At 61.1% G+C, this 18,235-nt stretch carries 11 protein-coding genes, 2 pseudogenes and 1 riboswitch; of the genes and pseudogenes, 6 read left to right on the plus strand and 7 right to left on the minus strand.

Annotated features, from left to right (window positions below; all coding sequences use genetic code 11):
* Nucleotides 1–101: 101 nt before the first annotated feature.
* Nucleotides 102–2,441, minus strand: a complete 2,340-nt coding sequence (locus ACZ2GY_RS16190) for a transglutaminase TgpA family protein (protein ID WP_471672484.1) — start codon at nt 2,439–2,441, stop codon at nt 102–104.
* 573 nt (nt 2,442–3,014) lie between these two features.
* On the opposite strand from ACZ2GY_RS16190, the gene ACZ2GY_RS16195 reads away from it, so the two are divergent.
* Entirely contained in the window at nt 3,015–4,370 is a 1,356-nt protein-coding gene (locus tag ACZ2GY_RS16195) for a peptidoglycan DD-metalloendopeptidase family protein (protein WP_471672485.1), read from the plus strand.
* 293 nt (nt 4,371–4,663) lie between these two features.
* Here ACZ2GY_RS16195 and ACZ2GY_RS16200 read toward each other — a convergent pair whose 3' ends face one another.
* Nucleotides 4,664–6,070, minus strand: a complete 1,407-nt coding sequence (locus ACZ2GY_RS16200) for a TrkH family potassium uptake protein (protein WP_471672486.1) — start codon at nt 6,068–6,070, stop codon at nt 4,664–4,666.
* Between the two features lie 338 nt (nt 6,071–6,408).
* The gene (nhaA, locus tag ACZ2GY_RS16205; protein ID WP_471672487.1) at nt 6,409–7,779 is read right to left on the minus strand and encodes a Na+/H+ antiporter NhaA; all 1,371 of its coding nucleotides are present in this window, start codon (nt 7,777–7,779) and stop codon (nt 6,409–6,411) included.
* Between the two features lie 261 nt (nt 7,780–8,040).
* Between nhaA and ACZ2GY_RS16210 the strand changes: the two genes are divergently transcribed.
* Both ACZ2GY_RS16210 and ACZ2GY_RS16215 read left to right on the plus strand, forming a co-directional pair.
* Nucleotides 8,041–8,523: a hypothetical protein gene (locus ACZ2GY_RS16210; protein WP_471672488.1), complete on the plus strand. Its 483-nt coding sequence runs from the start codon at nt 8,041–8,043 to the stop codon at nt 8,521–8,523.
* A 75-nt stretch (nt 8,524–8,598) separates the two neighbouring features.
* Nucleotides 8,599–9,372 (plus strand): DsbA family protein, encoded by a 774-nt coding sequence (locus tag ACZ2GY_RS16215; protein WP_471672489.1) that lies wholly within the window; start codon nt 8,599–8,601, stop codon nt 9,370–9,372.
* 779 nt (nt 9,373–10,151) lie between these two features.
* Here the strand turns inward: ACZ2GY_RS16215 and ACZ2GY_RS16220 are convergent.
* Nucleotides 10,152–11,039 (minus strand): C40 family peptidase, encoded by an 888-nt coding sequence (locus ACZ2GY_RS16220; protein ID WP_471672490.1) that lies wholly within the window; start codon nt 11,037–11,039, stop codon nt 10,152–10,154.
* A 2-nt stretch (nt 11,040–11,041) separates the two neighbouring features.
* Nucleotides 11,042–11,225: riboswitch (cyclic di-AMP (ydaO/yuaA leader) on the minus strand.
* 638 nt (nt 11,226–11,863) lie between these two features.
* Between ACZ2GY_RS16220 and ACZ2GY_RS16225 the strand changes: the two genes are divergently transcribed.
* Nucleotides 11,864–13,114: a heparan-alpha-glucosaminide N-acetyltransferase domain-containing protein gene (locus ACZ2GY_RS16225; protein ID WP_471672491.1), complete on the plus strand. Its 1,251-nt coding sequence runs from the start codon at nt 11,864–11,866 to the stop codon at nt 13,112–13,114.
* Between the two features lie 55 nt (nt 13,115–13,169).
* On the opposite strand, the gene ACZ2GY_RS16230 is transcribed toward ACZ2GY_RS16225, so the two are convergent.
* Both ACZ2GY_RS16230 and ACZ2GY_RS16235 read right to left on the minus strand, forming a co-directional pair.
* Nucleotides 13,170–14,309, minus strand: a complete 1,140-nt coding sequence (locus ACZ2GY_RS16230) for a multicopper oxidase family protein (RefSeq protein WP_471672492.1) — start codon at nt 14,307–14,309, stop codon at nt 13,170–13,172.
* 1 nt (nt 14,310) lies between these two features.
* Nucleotides 14,311–14,766 (minus strand): multicopper oxidase domain-containing protein, encoded by a 456-nt coding sequence (locus ACZ2GY_RS16235; RefSeq protein WP_471672493.1) that lies wholly within the window; start codon nt 14,764–14,766, stop codon nt 14,311–14,313.
* Nucleotides 14,767–15,134: 368 nt separating this feature from the next.
* On the opposite strand from ACZ2GY_RS16235, the gene ACZ2GY_RS16240 reads away from it, so the two are divergent.
* Complete coding sequence (locus ACZ2GY_RS16240) at nt 15,135–15,458, plus strand: histone-like nucleoid-structuring protein Lsr2 (RefSeq protein ID WP_471672494.1); 324 nt, start codon at nt 15,135–15,137, stop codon at nt 15,456–15,458.
* A gap of 169 nt (nt 15,459–15,627) precedes the next feature.
* Nucleotides 15,628–17,013 (plus strand): annotated as a pseudogene (locus tag ACZ2GY_RS16245) (IS3 family transposase).
* A gap of 330 nt (nt 17,014–17,343) precedes the next feature.
* On the opposite strand, the pseudogene ACZ2GY_RS16250 reads toward ACZ2GY_RS16245, so the two are convergent.
* Nucleotides 17,344–17,607: pseudogene (locus tag ACZ2GY_RS16250) on the minus strand (cytochrome c biogenesis CcdA family protein); the annotation flags it as partial.
* Nucleotides 17,608–18,235: the final 628 nt, after the last annotated feature.

Here is an 18,235-nt window from a genome sequence, read left to right on the forward strand (position 1 = left end):
GTTCTCACCCTCAAATACTTTGCGGACATCAGGCTTCGCACGCCGTTCCAGCAACCCAGCACCAGTAGCGTGAATTGACGTTACACAGCTTGCTCGCAATGCTATCTCAGCCCCCTCTCCTGGGCCCGGGTCGGCCGCCCTGCGAGTGCTTCCTTGGACTCAGTCCGCCTTCTGTAACCGAAAGTTCTATCTGACTGGTCTGACTGGAACGGGTGACGCAGGGAGTAGGGCAGGAGTTGCGCCTTGAGCCGTGTGGTGGGTTTAGCGGCACTACGCAGCGCACCGATGACTGTCTGCACGTCCTCCCAAGTGTGGAGGGTTCCGGCAGCTTGGCGCGGAGATCCGGTTGTTTGAGCAAATTCCTCGATCTCGTAAGCATGCTGCAGCCTCGACAGTGAAACCGCGGCCTGCCCCTCCAGTGCGGCCTTGAATCTGAGGCGCTCAGCGAATGTACGGGGGGTATCCGCTGGAACCACTGGATACCCATAGTCACTTGCTATTTCGGCTGTTTCAGCCCAGGCCATCCTGGCCGGATTATGGGTACCGGAGGTGAGCAGCCGACGGCGGCGGGAGGACCGTGCTTCACGTCTGAGGAACGGTGTAATCGAAATCAGGGCGAGCAGCAGTAGCGTTCCGGCCATCAGAACCCCCATTTGCCCTAAACGGGAGCGGTCAGTCTGAGCATCGGATGGGATCGGTGCGGCGTCGGGTGTGGACGGAGGTTGAGCGCCAGGCAGCGGCACATCCTGCGGTGTGAGGTTATCCTCGACGAGAACCTCAGATGGGAGCGGTTGGGTTTGCGCATAGTCAGGGACCACACCCCGGCCTGGGGTGGGTTCGAACTTCACCCAGCCGACGTCCCTGAAGTAGAGTTCGGGCCATGCGTGAGCGTCCCGTGAATCGACGGCGAACTCCGTGAGCTCCTCCCCATGCGGCCCGCGAATTGTGTTCCCAGTGGGAGTGCCCGGGACATAGCCGACCGCGACCCGGCTTGGGATCCCGACCAGTCTCGCCATCACGGCCATGGTGCCAGCAAACTGCACGCAATACCCGGCCTTGACGTCCAGGAAACGCTCGATCACGCCCATACTGTTGCCGTCATAACCGCCCTCCACCGGGGCTTCCAGGGAGTACGTGAACTCCTCCCCCCTCAGATAATTCTGGATCGCCATGGCCTTGTAGAAAGGGTTGACCGTTTCAGCCGTCAGGGCACGCGCCGTTGTCTCAACGGCAGCTGGAATGTCGTCGGGCAGTGTCATAAAGTCCGGGGAAACTTCGCCGTCCGGAACGGGTCCTATGCCTGCAAGAAGTTCCCTCGTGAGTTCAGGGGTTGAACTTCGCACCTGATACGTTTGCTGCGCTGTTGATCCGCCGTCAGAGGCTAGGATGGTGAGGTTCTGCGGGTCCCACGTCCACATACCTTCCACATTCGTGATGCTTGTCGGCGCGTACGGCGCCAGCAGCCATGGGCTGGTGAAGCTTCCTGTGGTAATCGTGGTCACTATGGGGCTGCCAGTGCGATTATTTCCCCCCATTGCCCTGATTCCCGTGCGTCGGGAATCTAGCCGCTGGTCCGGCTCCCACCGTTGGCCGGAGAAATCTTCCAAAGTTGACGACCGTAGATACAGCGGCTCGTCCGCGTTGGTGGCATAGGTGATGCGCCCGAAACTGGTCGGATTGCGCAGGTCATTGCCCAGTGTCACGCTCGGGTTCAATCCGGTTGCAGTGCCCCAGGGATTCAGGCGGGACCCCTGTGGAAACGCGCCTGAATTGAATCCCGGGATCATCAAGGGCAGGACAAGGGCGGTGGTGAGTGCTACCGCGCCTATGGAAACTGCGCGAGTGAAGAACCCGTCGGAGGTCCTGCCGGTGCTGGCCGTCTTTCTGGGCTTCTCCCGCCATTGCCCAGCGGCGAGAAGGAGCAGGTAGCCGGTCGCAGCAGCGACGAACGCGGGTATACCCACGCCGTCGGGTTTGATGATCGCTGGAGGTATGAGGATCACCAAGAGAACGATTCCGCTGACAGCCGGCATCCTGAGTGTGATGGCCAAAGTATCCATCAATACCGCCATCAGCCCCGTTGTGGCACTGATGATGAGGAGAATTCCCACACCGGGTAGCACTGGGGCCAGCTGGGAGACCACGGTGTCTTCTGCATCCTTGAGCAGAAATGTCAGGCGTTCAGGGAACTCCGGTCCGGGAATCGCGCCCAGGATGCTCTGGGCGGAAAAGTATTGCCAATTCAGGGTGCCGATCAGGACGAGCAGGCCGGTCACAAAGATCAGCGGGTCAGGGAAGTGCAGTCTTCGCGCGACGGCCATGCCGGTGAACACACTTCCGACCGTTAGAGCGACGGAGGGCAACCAGAGCCAGCCCTGAATCACGCCGTTGAGGCTCAGCGATGCGAGAATCACCGCTGCCATCGAGACGAGCGAAAGCACGAAGTGCCGTTGATCGTGTGGAGTGCGGGGCTGCTGAGCCGGACGCTGCACAGGTCTAGATGGTGCCGGCAGCAGCGTGGTCGTCATCGTCGTCCCTGCCCCCTTAGGGTGATCTGAGTCCGTTCGGGCTGATGTGCCCGGTTAATGCTTTGCCGCAGCCACAGCGGGTCACACATGTTGATGAGTTCCGAACCTCTCGTGGGCCCTGCACGGGACACGCGGACGGCGTCGGCATCGGCGTCCAGGGTAGGCCGCAAAGGTCCGATTATGGTTATCCATGGGTCTCATAGCAACGCAGGGTGAGTGGGTTACTGTGTCAACTTGCTGCAGTGATCAAAAGTTCCACGCGGTGGGCGCCCGCCGCGACGGTTCTGGACAGAACCGATACACTGCCCGACCTTGACCAGGAGCACGAAGAACTTCGCCGGTTTCTCTTCTTCGATGTTCCCTGGCTTCCGGGTTAGGTAATTAGCAACGAATGGAGAACCTGTGGATGTTGTTTCCCGGCTGCTGTCAGCGGGCAGGATCTCAGTTGGGGCCAGGACCGTTACAGGTACTTCGATGGTGCTAGTCATGGCACTGGTCCTGGGTAGCAGTGGACCGGTTTTCGCCGACGAGCTGGACGAGCGCAAGAACGCCCTTGAAAGCCAGATCGCCGAAGTGCAGCAATCGATGGACTTTCTGGATGCCGACATCATCGAAACGGTGGCTCAGCTGCGGGTCTACCAGGATGAGCTTCCGGCAGCGCAGCAGTCTCTGGTTGATGCGCAGGGCCGAGTTGCGGTCGCCGCCAATGAAGTGGCCGTACTGGCTCAGCGGGTGGACCTTGCGCAGGACACAAAGAACACTCTCACCGAGCAGCTTGAGCGGGACCGGGAGGAGATGGCGGCGAACCGTGTGGTGATCGGCCAGATCGCCAGTCAGGCTTATAAAAGCGGTGGTATACCTTCCGGTATTTCATTGTTGCTCGGTGCTGAAAGCCCCGAAAGTCTCACCTACTCCATGGACATGGTGCATCAGGCGCTGCGCAGTCAAAACGCCGCCATCGAGCAGCTGTCCCAACAGAACGCCATCAACGTGAACTCGGAGGAGCGGCTCATATCGGTTGAGGAGGAAATCCGTGATCTCAAGTACCAGGCCGAAGAGGCCCTTGCCGCTGAACAGAGGGCGCGCGATGAGGCTGAGGTCGAGAAGGCGAAGGTCGATGGCCTGATTGCTGAGACCACCGCCCTGTCTGAAGAACTCCAGGCGCAGAAACCGGTCATCGAAACCCGGTTGGCCAAGATCGAAGCGGAGCAGCGACAGGTGGTCGCGGACATCGCTGAGCGGCAGCGCAGGCTGCTGGAGGAGGCCCGCAAGCGTGAGCAAGCACGGCTGAAGGCAGAAGCCGAAGAACGCGCACGGATCGAAAACGAGCGGCGGGCCGCAGAGGCCGCCGCCGCGAACCGTCCTGCTCCAGTTCCGGTACCCGTCCCGCCGCCGGCACCACCTGCCGTCGGGAGCCCGTCGACATTCGGGTTGAATCCGCCCCTCAACGGCCCAATCACCTCAACATTTGGTTACCGCCCCACACCGGCTGGGACCATCGACTGGAGTGGCACCGGAGGTTATGCGCATACAGGAATCGATTATGGTGTCGGCTGCGGGACTCCGATCTACGCACCCGCCGCAGGCGAGGTCTGGTTTGCCGATTCCGGTGTCCTCAGCGGTGCAGGAGTGCGCGTGGTGTTGAACCACGGGGTCGTTCAGGGAAACGCCCTGGTCACCAACTACTACCACCTGGAAAGTTTTGCGGTCTCCCCCGGCCAGCAGGTCAAAGCCGGGCAGCTCATCGCCTACGTAGGCACCTCCGGCAACTCAAGCGGCTGCCACCTGCACTTCGAAACCCAACTCAACGGTTCCCTCGTCGACCCGCTGGGACTGTTATAGGACTCAATAGAAGCCACCGAGTCCGTGCACCAGCATGATGCCCCCCCATATTGGGATCCACCAGGTGGGCGGTGGTGAGGACGCGTCTGATGGGGATGTGTGACTCCGACGAAGGCGGCTGTGAACCTTGTGCGCCTAGCCGGCGGAAGGGCATCAGTGTTAGTCGCGTCGGCCTGAACCGCGTGGGTCAGCGTTCCGGACCGCTTCTGCGCGGCTCAGCTTGTGAAGCAGGGGGCGATCGCGGAACCGAAACGTTCAAGTTCTATCAGCCGGGGCGCGTTGTGGCTGGTCTCTCAGCCGATGATCGGCCTTTCTTCCGGGTAGTGGTAGAGCGTACCGCGCTGACGCAGTGCCAGCGCGGAAGCAACGGTAATTGTTCCGAGGCGGCCGGCGAACATCAGGGCCGACAGTACGTACTTACCTTCGGGTGGGAGTTCGGCGCTGAGGTTGGTGCTCAGGCCGCAGGTTGCGAACGCGGAGATCACTTCGAAGAGCACACGGCTGAGTTCCTCCCCGGAGATCCAGAGAATGAGGCCGGTCCCGACGAGGACAATGGTCGCACCCGTGAAAATGACGGAGATAGCCACCCGCATGGCGCCTTGCGGGATTTTCCTGCCGTAGACGCTGACGTCGGAATCACCGCGGGCTTCGGCGAGGATGGCCAGGAACATCACGGCGATGGTTGTGACCTTGATACCGCCAGCTGTCGACGCCGAGCCGCCGCCGGCGAACATGAGGGCATCGGTCAGGAGCATCGTGGTCGGTTCCATCTGAGCCTGGTCAACCAGGTTGAATCCGCCGGAGCGGGTCATGACCGAGGCGAAGAGCGCGTTAATGATCTTGTCGCTTGCGCTCAAGCCTCCGATGGTTTCGGAATTAGACCACTCCATCAACCCCCACAGCACCATCCCGGCGAAGAGCAGGATGAGCGAGACGTTGATGGTGAGCTTGGTGTGCAGGCTCCACTTCCGGACGTGGTGGCGGTATTGAACGAGGATGAGGATGACCGGAAAGCCGAGGCTGCCGACGAACACTCCGACCATCAGCGGTACGAGGATCCACAAATCGGTTTCATAGGGGACGAGGCCGTCGGAGTGCGGGGTGAATCCGGCGTTGTTGAAGGCCGAAATCGAGTAGAAAACACCGTGCCAAACCGCGAGCCAGAAGGGCTCGCCGAGAATCATGAACCGAGGGATCAGGGCCAGGGCCAGCACCAGTTCCACCGCCACGGAAGTGGTGATGACAATGCGCAGCAGGGTGCCCACCTCACCGAGGCGGCTCGCGTTGTTGAGGGCGGACTGGGCGAGGAGCTTGCCCCGGACGCCCAGCCGCTTGCTCACCACCAGAGCCAGGAGGGAGGCAAGGGTCAGGGTACCCAGACCTCCCACAAAAATGCCGATAAGAATAATCAGCTGGCCGAAGAAAGACCAGTAGTCGGCAGTGGACACAACGGTCAGCCCGACGACACACACCGCGGAAACGGCTGTGAACAGAGCGTCGTGGAGAGGCGCTGACTGCCCTGAACGCGTGGCGAAAGGCAAGCTGAGTAGTGCAGTGAAGATCAGCACGACCACGAAGAAGACGAGTAAGACCACCCGTGCCGGTGAACTATTGACGATGCCGTCGATGAAGTTACGCGCCCTGCCCAGCAGTCGCAGGCGGTCCTCCCCTTCCAACCACGAGGGGTGTGCTCGTACCATCCGTGCTGTTCCGCTCCGCCTCGGGTGGGGCTGCCGTTAGCAGCCCTTCGAGTAGTAAATCACTTTCGACCAAGGACTTGCGGGCCGGACCTCTCACCTCAGCACCTGCTCGTTTACCAATCCAGAGCGCACTGGAAGTGACGGGCATTGATTCCAGTGCACCTATCGTGACGAGTTCTCCGGATACTGAGAGTACGAGTGCCGGACGGGGCGATCGCGTCACACAGCTGTGTTCAGTGCCCGCACCGGATCGAAGGCACCGGGATCCTACATTGCGGGGACTGCCGGATTGACCAGCGGACGCTTCCATTTGATGCTGCAGATGTGATTCTCGCCCTCTAGGTACGTCCGTCCCCCCGGACCTCACCTTTCTCGTACACATCGGGAACGCCGTCACGGTCGGCGTCGACAGAATCGAGTTCCTCAATCTCCCGGTAACGGCGGTTGCGGACCCGCAACAGCACGCTGGCCAGCAGAGAGGCCAGGACGGAGGCGCTCAGAACGGCAACCTTGGCCTGATCGGCCGCGCTGCTGGCCGGGTCGAAGCTCAGCTCGGCGACCAGCAGCGAAACGGTGAAGCCGATACCTGCCAGCAGCGCCACGCCCACCAGGTCTATCCATCGAAAGGAGGGATCCAGGTGACGGCGGGTGATCTTGGTGGTCAGCCAGGTGGTGCCGAGTATCCCGATGGGCTTGCCCAGTACCAGGCCGACGACGATGCCGAGTGTCACTGGTGCGGTCATCGCGGTTGTTATTCCTTCCCAACCCCCCACAGCAACCCCTGCGGAAAAGAACGCGAACACGGGCACGGCGAAGCCTGCCGAGATTGGGCGGAAACGGTGCTCGAATTCCTCGGCGAGGCCACGCCCAGCCTCGGGACCCTCGCTGGCTTGGCCCTGCTTAACTGGGACCGCAAACCCGAGCAGGACCCCCGCCACCGTGGCGTGGACACCGGCTTCGTGGACCAACGCCCAAACCACCAGCCCCAGAGGCAGGAGGATCACCCAGGCAGCCCAGGCATGAAGCCCGAAGAACCGGCTGTAACGCTGGGCGAGGAAAGTAAAGACACCCAGTGGAACCAGGGCCAGCAGCAGCGGGGTGAAGGCCACCTCTTCGGTGTAGAACACGGCGATGATCGTAATGGCCATCAGGTCATCGACCACCGCCAGGGTCAGGAGGAACAGCCGCAGGGCAGGGGGCAGGTGGGATCCGATGATGGCCAGCACCGCCACCGCAAAGGCGATGTCTGTAGCGGTTGGGATGGCCCAGCCGCCGGCGGTTTCGGGGTTGGAGGCGTTGAATGCGGTGTACAACAGGGCTGGGACGATGACCCCGCCCGCAGCGGCCGCTACAGGCACAATGGCCTTACTGAATTGACGCAGGTCCCCGGCTACGAACTCGCGTTTGAGCTCGAGGCCCACAAGGAAGAAAAATATGGCCAGCAACCCGTCGGCGGCCCACGTGCCGAGGCTAAGCCGAAGGTGCCCGGGCTCGTAACCGACCTCATAGTCGCGCAGGGCGAAGTAGCTTTCCGCGAACGGAGAATTCGCCCAGACGATTGCGACCAGCGCCGCGGCCACCAGTAGCATCCCGCCAACGGTCTCCTTGCGCAGGATCTCTGCAACCCGCAACACCTCACGGTAGCTGCCCCGACCGAGGGTGTCGTGGCTGTGATCCTCCGGACCTGGTGCCCGGTCGTGGCTGGACATCGCGGCGACTCCTTGTGGTGTGTTTCGAGCGTACGCGGGACAACCAAAGTCCCGGCTCACTGGAGCGTTAGTCTACGTAGAATTATTGGCGCGACCGACAGCCAGGCCCTCAACGAGGCGCTGCTTGCGGTAATATCGGCCTGCCATAGGGAACGCACTGAGTGCTGTGTCCTCGGCGGGGCCGCAATTGCGGCTTTCTCTTAGACCTTAATCATTTTCGTTGTCTGTGCCGTCGGAGGCCTTGTAGTGAAAGCAACTGCGGTGATCTTATTCGCCACACGTGCAAAGGCAGGAGTACTGCTGGTGACCCTGCTGTGCCTGTTCTGGCTCGCTGTCTCCTTTCAACGAAGTGTCCTTCTCCTCGGCGACCCAGCCCCCGCGGCACAAGTGTTCGGAATCGCTTACCTACTCCTGCCCCTAATAGGGGTGTGGGCCGTCTTCCACGAAATTGTGTTCGGTATCAGGGCACAGCGGATGGGTCGCATTCTGGAGAGCGAGGGGTCGCTACCGGTGGATGATCTGCCGCGCTCCCCTGCGGGAAGGATCATCCTTGCTGCAGCCGATGAACGATTCCCCCGGTTCAAGGCAGACGTTGAGAAAACACCTCAGGATTGGAGGAGCTGGTATCGGCTTTCCTGCGCCTATGATGCTGCAGGTGACCGGAAACGGGCCAGGTGGGCGCTGCGCGAAGCAGCTAAAATTCATGGCATTGATACCCGTTCCCCTTCCCTGTCGGTTCCGTAACTACCACACCCTGGTAACACCACCGTTACCCGCAGGTAACTCGGCTCGGCACGGTAAACAGAAACGAAGTGATTGATGAATCCCTGGCTGGCGGCCCTCATCCCCGTTGCATTGGTTGTTCTCCTGGGAGGGATCGCCTTCGCTGCCGGCCGCAGGTCAACATCATTGCCCTCGCCGCCCCGGGGGTACCGAACCGTCACCGGGAATCCGGAAGCAGGGAAAGCCAGCGTTGGGCCCGACCTGCTTCATGTAACCCTGAGGCAGACGTTGAGCGATAGCGGCCGATTGCTGTTCCGCGCTCCAGATGAGCGCACGATGTTGATTCAGTACCTTGACGTCGGTGGGCCAAATTCCGGGTCCATCTACTCTTATTTGCGCGTGCTGGAACGCGATTTCGGCGAGTATCTGTCCTTTGCGGTCAGGCACCTGCCCTCAACGGAGGACGCCTGGACGGCAGCGGTCGCTCTGGAGGCGGCAGATAAACAAGGCAGATTCCGGGACTTCCTTGCCGCTCTGGAAGATAACCGCTCGGATCCGGTTACTACCGGAAGCCGTGAGAACACGTCGGTCCACCAGCGACATCGAGAAATCGCCCGGGATCTTGGACTGGACTTGGCAAGGTTCGATGCCGACGTGGCAGACCCCCGAACGATGCAGCAGGTTGAAGCCGACCGAACCGAGGCTCAGAAGGCAGGGGTAGAGAGAGGTTCGACGTTCTTCCTGCTGGACGGGAAGTCACGCCAGGCCACATCCTTCGACGGGTTCCGCGAACAAGTAGCCGACGCGGTGCACCGGACACCAAATGGGGCCACCCCGCGTCCCGTCGAAGAGGGCAGGCCGCAGCGTTAGCGGAAACTGAACCCGGATCTCGGGAGCAGTGGAGCGTTGTCAGGACGTCGCGAACTAACCTCCGCCGGGAATCCTCTGTTGAAGGCCAAGAAGTTGATGGCAGAACATGCTAGCGCGTTGGAGAAGACGCGATGTGCGTTCTGAGTTCCTGGAGAACCCCGTCGAGATCTTTCAGGTCCTGCACTGCCGCAGACAGTAGCTGCTGCTGAACAGTCCACCCCTCGTCCGGTAAATCATGATCAGGACGGTGACCATCGCCTGCCGCTTCACAGGCGTCCCGTATCTCCAGAACGGTACGAACCAGGGCGGTTCGAATAACTTCAAGCTGCGCTAACCGATCCCCGGACGGCGCTCGACCTGTAATTGCGGACACTCCTCTCACAGCGGGGTGTCCGTTGCGAGAGCTCACAGCCTATCCAACGCCCGAGACAGAGGCTACGTTCCTCTACGTCCGCGGCGGCTGGCTGGTCATCCGGTGATAGACAAAAACCTTTCTTTTCGTTCCAGCTCCAATGTCGCCCGAAGCTTCCTCAGGCGGTTCCCTTCAGCCCCTGCCCAGAATCCATCGGTACGCTGGACTGCGCACCGCCCCTGTCGGTGCGACGAGGGCTATCAGAGCGGGCCCTCAGTGCCGGTAGCCGCCGCCCCTGCTGTGCGGTTACCGGCACGCCCATCTTGTTGGGTGTTGTGGATGCGTTCGATCCCGGGAATGACAAAGAGGAAGGGGAGGACAACCCGTGTGGGTTGGCCTCCCCTTCCTCTTATGAGTGTTGGTTGCGTTATGCGCTGACGCGGACGTAGGAGGATCCTGCCAGGTCCGAAAGCGGGTGTAGCAGGGTTGCGTTGACGCCGTTCATTCCGCTGCTGATGACCTGACCATTACCGACGTAGATGCCGATATGTCCAGGACGGATAACAAGATCACCAGGTGCGGGGGTGCTGACCACGGTGCCGTACTGGTAGAACTGGGTCGGACCGAGGTCCCCAACGGACTTGCCGATGGAGCGCAACGCAACCTCAACAAGGATGGTGCAGTCCTGGGTGGCGCCGAGCTGCCCGTAAGCAGAAGCAACCAGCGCCGCACCAACACCGCTGGCCGCCACAGTCGATGCCTGGGCAGGAGCACGCTCAATGGTGCTCGACGCTGTGGTGATGCCCATGGTGCTGGTTTCAACCTGCGCAGGTACTGCCGGTGCCGGAGCTACCGGCGCTGGAGCAGCTGGAGTTGCTGCACCGTTCGGGTGGCTGGCGCCGCCGCCTGCCAGGGCGATGACATCGCCAGGGTAGATGATGGACTCCCATCCGAGGCCGTTGGCCGCGAAGATTGTTTCGAGGCTGACCCCGTAGGAAGCCGCGATCTTCCCAAGCGTGTCCCCCGGCTGGACAGTGTGCGTAGCAGCCCCGGGTGCTGCTACTGCAGCTGGTGAGGCGACACTAACTGCTGCGGTGGCCGCGGTGTCCACCGCTTGCTGCGCTGCGGTGGACGGGGTGGAGGTCGCTCCGGCGGTGGCTGGCAGTGTCGACCCGAGCATCAGGCCGGACACGGCAACAACTACAGCTGCCGGGCGTCCCATTGTTGTAACCCCGGAGGAAGCCGCTTTGGCAACATTGTGCAGGGGGTTGGCGGGGACGGCACGGTGACGTGCGATATGACGGTTCTTGGACATGGTTAGCCTCTCCCAATGCCTGCGAGGTTAGCTGTCGGATTCGGATGGGAGTCACCCGGGCATACAGCAGCACTGAAATGAGTGCGGCTTACGCCTTAACCCCTAGGATTTCTTTCGAAACCCGCTTACCGGTTCCCCCGCCTCTGCCGTGATTCGTTTCGGAACGGACCTCCGCAGCGACAGAGTTAAGCAATCTGCTGGAGGGGTGTCACCCATATCTAGGCCCTGACACCGCGAGAATCATATCTGTAGTCACACTGAAAGTCACAATCACATAACGGCAACGCCGGATGGTGCTCGATAGTCCAAGGAAAGACAACTGAGGGAGTTGGTTGTGAATGTCTCCCAGCCCTCCGCATACGGTAATCGGCGGCGATGTCTTCACCCAAGATGAGACAGAGGAGGCGGTGTGTCCTCGTGCTCCCTAAATGGGTTTCAACTCCGATTCTCTGACGAAGTTTCCCGGCCAGCGGCTAGAGCAGGTGTGGTGTGTGGTACTTCGCGTTCGGCGGCGGCTTGCGCTTCCCGTTCGGCCCTGTCAGCACCGAAGATGGCCCGCATCGTGAAGTAGAAGATGGTACCTACGGCCGCTGAGGGCAAGAGGACGGAGATGTATTCCATGGCGGCAGTCTACGTTGGCAGCCATCCTCCTGGCTTCCCGCGAAACCATCCGAGGGGAGCCGCCAGGCCATTAAGTTTCCGGTTTGGTGCAGCCGTCACAGTAACCGGGTGGCGCTCCGCTGTGCCGGCAACAATGCTCCGGGATAACAGAACCGGTGCATCGATGTGTAGGGGGACGTTGGGCTCTATGAGAACATCTGCAAATGCACACCAAGCTTCTCCCACGGCGGCTGACCGGCATTGACGCTGCCCGGGGAGTGGCGCTCTTCGGGATGATGAGCACCCACGTTTTTCCGCTCTACTCCTCAGGCACCGGCGAAGCAACGTGGACAGCGCTGGCCTTTTCCGGCCGGGCCTCAGGTCTTTTCGCCGTCGTCGCAGGCATCGGACTTACCCTCCTCACGGGCGGAAACTCGCCGCACCGTGGTGGTGTCCTTGCTGCAGACCGCAGGGGCATCGCTATCCGCGCCCTGATCATCGCACTAATCGGGCTGGCACTTGGCTCAGTGGAGACGAACATCGCGATCATCCTGTTCCACTACAGCATCCTGTTTCTCGTCGCCCTGCCCTTCATCGGGCTGCCGTTCAAGGCCCTGGCTGGGTGGGCTGGTATGTGGATGCTGCTATCACCGGTTGCGGCGTACCTGCTACGACCGTTGGTGCTGCAGAAGGTGGATCCGCCGTCCTTAGGTGCTAACCCGCTCTTCGGGCACTTCATCACACCTCAAACGCTTTTCGCCGACATCTTCCTAACGGGTTATTACCCCGTGTTGCAATGGATCACTTTCGTCTTGGTAGGTATGGCCATCGGTCGCCTCAACCTCGAGCGTCTTGGCGCCCAACTGGGACTGCTCGGTGTTGGCCTCACAGCGGCCGTCATGGCGAAGCTGCTCAGTTGGCAGCTGCTCGGGCCAGGAGGCGGACTGAAGGCCCTCTCGGAAACACTTGAGGGAAGCACCTACCCCCTTGAAGCGATGCTCCAGGTCGGGCTCGCCGGGATCGACCAGTACGGGACGTGGTGGTGGCTCGCGGTGAGTGCCCCGCACTCGGGTGCCCCCCCTGGACCTTCTGCACGTAGCTGGGTCAGCGGCGGCGACGATCGGTTTGTGTTTACTGTTGACGCGCAGGTATCGGAATCTTCTCCTGCCATTATCAGCGCCCGGGGCCATGACGCTGTCGTTGTACGCGCTGCATATATGCGTCATGAGCGTGGTTCAGCAACTCAATCCGATACCCCACCCGGTACAACTGTTCTGGGTGCAGGCGGTGATAGCGGTGGTGCTCGGCCTCATCTTCCACCATCTGAAATCCCGGGGCCCGCTCGAATCTCTCATTTCCCAAGGGGCAGGTGCAGCCCGGAGCAGTCGCAGCCGCCTGCGTATCTGAGAGCTACTGCACCAGCCGGAGGAATATTGGCCAGCGCTACGTCAGCATGCGGCAAGGAATCCGAGTGATTGTTCCTGGAGCCGACAGGCTGCCTGGGCCGCAGGAGAGCGGGTATTGGCTGGGCTACTCCCCGTCCCAGAAGGCTGGGGCAGCCTTCATCGGGTCGTTGAGGTCCACGTCGCCGGGTTTCAGGCCGACGCTGAACTGGGTCATCATGTCGTGGTCCTCGTGAGGGAGGTTGTGGCAGTGGATCATGTACTTTCCGCGGTGTGGACCGAATTTCATGAGGAGACGAACGGTTTCTCCTTCACCCACGTACACCACGTCCTTGGGTCCCATCTCATAGGAGAATGGAGGCCGGCCGTTACGGCTGAGGATCTGGAAGTCCACGAGGTGAATGTGGATCGGGTGGAACCAGCCACCCGAACTGTTTTCAAATTCCCAGATTTCCGTGGCGCCCAAGTCCGGGTCAGCGATGACCCGCCGGAATCCGCTGGCGATGATGTCCTCCCAGGAGTCCTCCCCGATGACCCAGACATCGTTATCGCGCTTCACCCGGAACTTGCGCACCCGGGTGTCGCGGGCCGGACGCAGGTCCATCACTTCACTGGAAGCCAATGTCTGCGAGATGGTCTTCCACGTGTGATCGGAGGTGTCCACGGGCTGGTCCGTGACATCGAAGGCCATGATCCGGTCGGTGAAGTCGTAGTCGACGTTGTTCTTGTTCGAAAGGTTCCGCAGTTCAATCCGCTGCCCGGGCTGGTACCCAGAGAAATCAATCAGCACTTCGTACCGCTCGGCGCCGGCGTGGCGCCATGAGTCGACTGACTGCGTCCTAGGCATGAGTCCCCCGTCGGTGGCCACCACATGCACCGGCTCACCGGTGCTGAGCGTCGGCCGGAGGGAGCGCGAGATAGACGCGTTGAGGATACGGAAGCGGTACACGCGCCGCTGGACCTTCATCACCGGCCAGGGCTTTCCGTTCACAAGGATCACATCTCCCCACAACCCGGAGAAGGAATTGTCGTCATAGGCGAGGTTGCCGTCCGCGGCGAACATGACGTCCGAGAGCGTGAGAGAAACATCGAACTCGCCCTGAGGCAGCAGGGCCCGCTCGGCCGGATCATGCAGCCGGAACTGTGCTGACAATCCGGAATACGCGTTCTTCGCGGTGGTGTGCACGTTGTGGTCGTGGTACCAGAGGCTGCGTGCAGCCTGGAAGTTGGGGTACTCGTAGTTCTTCGCGAACCCAGGAGGAGTCACATCACTGGCAATAACCGTCAAACTGCGGCAACGACGCAGAACCATGCAAATGCGTCGAAGTCGATATCCGATAACCGAATACCGGATGTGTCGGCGGAAGCTGGTTCCGAACCTTGAGCACAGCCCGCGTCCCCTGAACCAGATCAATCGTGGGGCCAGGGAAGATCCCGTTGTAACCAAGAATCTGAGTGGACAGGCGCGGAAGGATTCTGGCGGTACCGGCCTTCTGCGTGACGCTGTAGTAATGCACTTTCGCGCCGTCAGGAGCACGCCCCACCGCGTAGGGTTCCAGCACCGGAGCCTGGGTAAGCGCAACGCGATACGGTACGGGCATATCCCCATCTGCCAGGCTGCTCGCTGACTTGGCACTGATGGAGCTGAACGGGACAGCCAGCGCACCGACCCCCAGTACCCCCAGTCCCCCGTACGTGAGGACCTGCCGCCGAGAAACAGACATCGGTTTTCCTTCCTACCTGCACGGAAAGGATGCACCGTCCTCCTTGGAGAAAAGTAGGACTCACTAAACGAAATCCGCTGGCCGGTTAGTGCTTCCAGTCCCCTCTTCGCCCACGGCGCCCGCGCATCTTAGATGTAGGCCAAATAGAGCCAGCGTTAGCGGCAACGTCTGTGCGAAAAGTTGCTGACTGCGGTGATGCGGGAAGCGACAGATCCGGGCAACTCCGTTCCCCTTCTACACCCGGGCGCCCGGGATTAGCTGTCGGCCAAGAGCTCACATCCCAGTTCGGGTTACAGTCATCAATTGGAGCTCGCCGATTCGATGTGTGAATGATTCAGGAGAACTAACGTATGGCTCAGCGTGTACAGGTGCAGTTAATCGATGACCTCACCGGTGATGAAGCACAGGAAACCGTCCGATTCGCCCTGGACGGCACCAAGTATGAAATCGACCTGACAACCGCGAACGCGAAGAAGCTGCGCTCGACCTTGTCCGGATACATTCAAAACGGTAGGAAAGCCAGCATCATGCGTACAAGCCGAGGCACACTACGGTCTGCACCGGCAGAGCAGTCCAACCGCGAAGACACTCAACAGATCCGTCAATGGGCACGCCAAAACGGTTACAACCCCAGCTCTAAGGGCCGCATTACCCAGTCAATCCTCGACGCCTACTACGCGGCCATCAAATAGGGACAACCGCCTCCAGACCACCACAACACTCCCCTGCCAGCACCCTACGTGTCAGGCTGGAGCGGTACCACGGTGACAGAGCAAGTCAGCTTAATCGCGTGGGGCGAGAACCAGGAAACCGATCATTATGTCTAATCTAGTTTTGGCCAAGGTAGGCCAAGATGGATCCATGAGTAGTTCCGGACCGCGTGCCGGTGGCCCGACCCCTCGAAGGTCTTTTACCCCAGCGCAGAAGCTTGAGTTTTTAGCGCAGTACGAGGATGCCTGCACCCGTCAGGAGGGCGGTGCGTTCCTGCGTGAGCATGGGCTGTATTCCTCTCAGATCGCTGAGTGGCGCAAGCTGCGTGATGGCGGTGTCCTTGCTGGCAAGAAAGCCGGGGAGACGATCGGGAAGCTGTCCCGGGAGCAGGCCGAGATCGCACGTCTGCGCCGCCAGTTGGAGGTGAGCGAGAGCCGGTTGAACAAGACCGAGGCAGCCTTGGAGGTCATGGGAAAACTCTCGGCGTTCTTCGAGAACGCCATCGCGGAATCGCCGGACGAGCCGAAGTCCAAGAAGAGATGACCAGCGCCTACCGGCAGTTGGTGAACGCTGCCGTTCCGACGCGGCAGGCCGCTGCCTTGGTCGGGCTTTCACGGACCACGATCTACCGCAAGCCTGCCGTACCGGTGGACCAGGAACCGGCGGTGCCGCCGAACAAGCTCAGCACCGCGGAGCGGGCCGAGATCCTGGCGGCCTTGAACTCGCCGGAGTTCGTGGACCTGGCACCGCTGCAGGTCTACGCGAAGCTGCTGGATGCGGGGACCTACCTGGGTTCGGTCTCCACGTTCTACCGGGTACTGGAGGAGAATAAGCAGGTCAAGGAACGCCGCCGGCTGGCCAAGCATCCGGCCCGGGCCATCCCGGAACTGGTTGCCACCGCCCCTGGACAAGTGCTCAGCTGGGATATCACCAAGCTCGCCGGCTCGGTCAAGGGCAAGTACTTCGACTGCTACCTGATGGTGGACATCTATTCGAGGTTCATCGTCGGGGCGCATGTGCACGCCACCGAATCAGGGATCCTGGCCGTGGAGATGATGCGGGAGATCTTCGGCGTCCATGGCATCCCGGAGGTGGTTCACGCCGACCGCGGGACGTCGATGACGTCGATGACGTGTGGCCGCGCTGCTCTCTGACCTGGAGATCACCCGATCCCATTCCCGACCCCGGGTGAGCAACGATAATCCATACTCAGAGTCGCTTTTCAAGTCCATGAAATACGGGCCGACATTCCCCGAACGCTTCGCCTCACTCGGCGATGCGCGGGCCTTCATCAACGAATTCGTGGACTGGTACAACCACCATCACCAGCACTCCGGCATCGGGTTCCACACCCCGGCCAACGTGCACTACGGCTTCGCCGACGCAGTGGCCATAAAGCGCTCACAAACCCTGGCCGCGGCCAGGAACAAGCACCCCCACCGATTCAGCACCGCTACCGATCCCAAGATCCTCGCTCTACCCGGACCGGCATGGATCAACCAACCGACCGAAACCGCCGGAGAAACGGCGGCCTAACCTCCGTCTAACTCACCTTGGTACCGCTTGACTTGAAAAATTCCGACTGCCAGTCATAGTGGGCTGGCGGTCTTCACGATTAACCCCGGGATCCCGAAAGGGGCAACACAATCCGGAAATGGCTCGGATGGACGAACTGATGATGGATGCACCCAGGTGTGATGCTGGCATGCACGCGTCGTTGCCCCACTACAGGGTCGGCTCGGAGCATGGCCGGTAGCGCTGAAGGCGCACTGCGATGAGCGCTGCGCTGTTTGCACTGGCGTTGGTGGTCGGCCGAATTGGTATGAGGCTGATTCTGCCCGGCGAGAAAGAGCTAAACCGCGCTCCCTACACCGGGGTGAGAAAGGTACCGGCCAGGTTCTGGAGCTGGTAAATCCATAGCGTCCAGATTCCGGAAACCATCAGCAGGCCCACGAGCACCAGCAGGAGACCTCCGGCCAGATTGAAGATACGCATGTGCCGGCGCACGAAGGCGAGTGTCCGGGAGACCCATTCAACACCGAGTGCCACCAGCACAAATGGGATCCCCAGCCCCAGGCAGTACACGAATCCCAGCAACGCTCCACGCCACGCGGTCCCGGTTGTGGATGTTGGGATCCGACTCGCTGCGCCCAGGTCGTAGCTCCAAATACCAGCTCATGTAAGTTCGTGCGCCGCGTACAATTTCGCAATGGGTCACCTCTCCCAGTGGAATTTCATTGAAGTTCGACCTTCCGATAGTCAAGCTCTGGGGGAAGGCACCCCGCCCACGAAGTGAAACCTGAATTTGGCGCCCTTCGTGCGGACAGAGCATCTCCCGGAACGGAGCCGCCCGAGGGAGCGGGCGCCGGCTCCGCCCGAGGGAAACGGCACCACGATGCCGGTTCCGCGGGAAGGAGCGGCGGAGTGGTCAGACACCGCACACTTCCCGCCTGCAATGCTGCTCCCCTGTCCTTAGGATTTCCTTGCAGGATGCAGGTTTCGTGTACAGCCATAGTGCCGCCCGGGACGAGGACGCAGCGGTGCCGCCGACCCGTTGACTCCTCCTGTGCCGAAGAAGGCGTTCTGCAGGTCAGACACACCCTGCCACTGGGCTTGCCTGGTGATTTGGGCCCCTGTTCTTCATGAACAGCGATTGCAGTATTTCGCTTGAGGAGCGCGACGGCGGCGGGGCGTTGGCCTGTCAGGACGCGCCCCGGTTCAAGCTCGTCGATGAGTACTTTAGGTATCTAACGGACAG

It is taken from the genome of Arthrobacter sp. KKT183 (assembly GCF_055657625.1).

What these genes read in the sequence shown, in the direction of transcription:
- ACZ2GY_RS16235 (WP_471672493.1), bottom strand. Translation starts at nt 14,766, where the DNA reads ATGTCTGTTTCTCGGCGGCAGGTCCTCACGTACGGGGGACTGGGGGTA.
- ACZ2GY_RS16220 (WP_471672490.1), bottom strand. Translation starts at nt 11,039, where the DNA reads ATGTCCAAGAACCGTCATATCGCACGTCACCGTGCCGTCCCCGCCAAC.
- ACZ2GY_RS16225 (WP_471672491.1), top strand. Translation starts at nt 11,864, where the DNA reads ATGCACACCAAGCTTCTCCCACGGCGGCTGACCGGCATTGACGCTGCC.
- ACZ2GY_RS16200 (WP_471672486.1), bottom strand. Translation starts at nt 6,070, where the DNA reads ATGGTACGAGCACACCCCTCGTGGTTGGAAGGGGAGGACCGCCTGCGA.
- ACZ2GY_RS16215 (WP_471672489.1), top strand. Translation starts at nt 8,599, where the DNA reads ATGAATCCCTGGCTGGCGGCCCTCATCCCCGTTGCATTGGTTGTTCTC.
- nhaA (WP_471672487.1), bottom strand. Translation starts at nt 7,779, where the DNA reads ATGTCCAGCCACGACCGGGCACCAGGTCCGGAGGATCACAGCCACGAC.
- ACZ2GY_RS16195 (WP_471672485.1), top strand. Translation starts at nt 3,015, where the DNA reads ATGGCACTGGTCCTGGGTAGCAGTGGACCGGTTTTCGCCGACGAGCTG.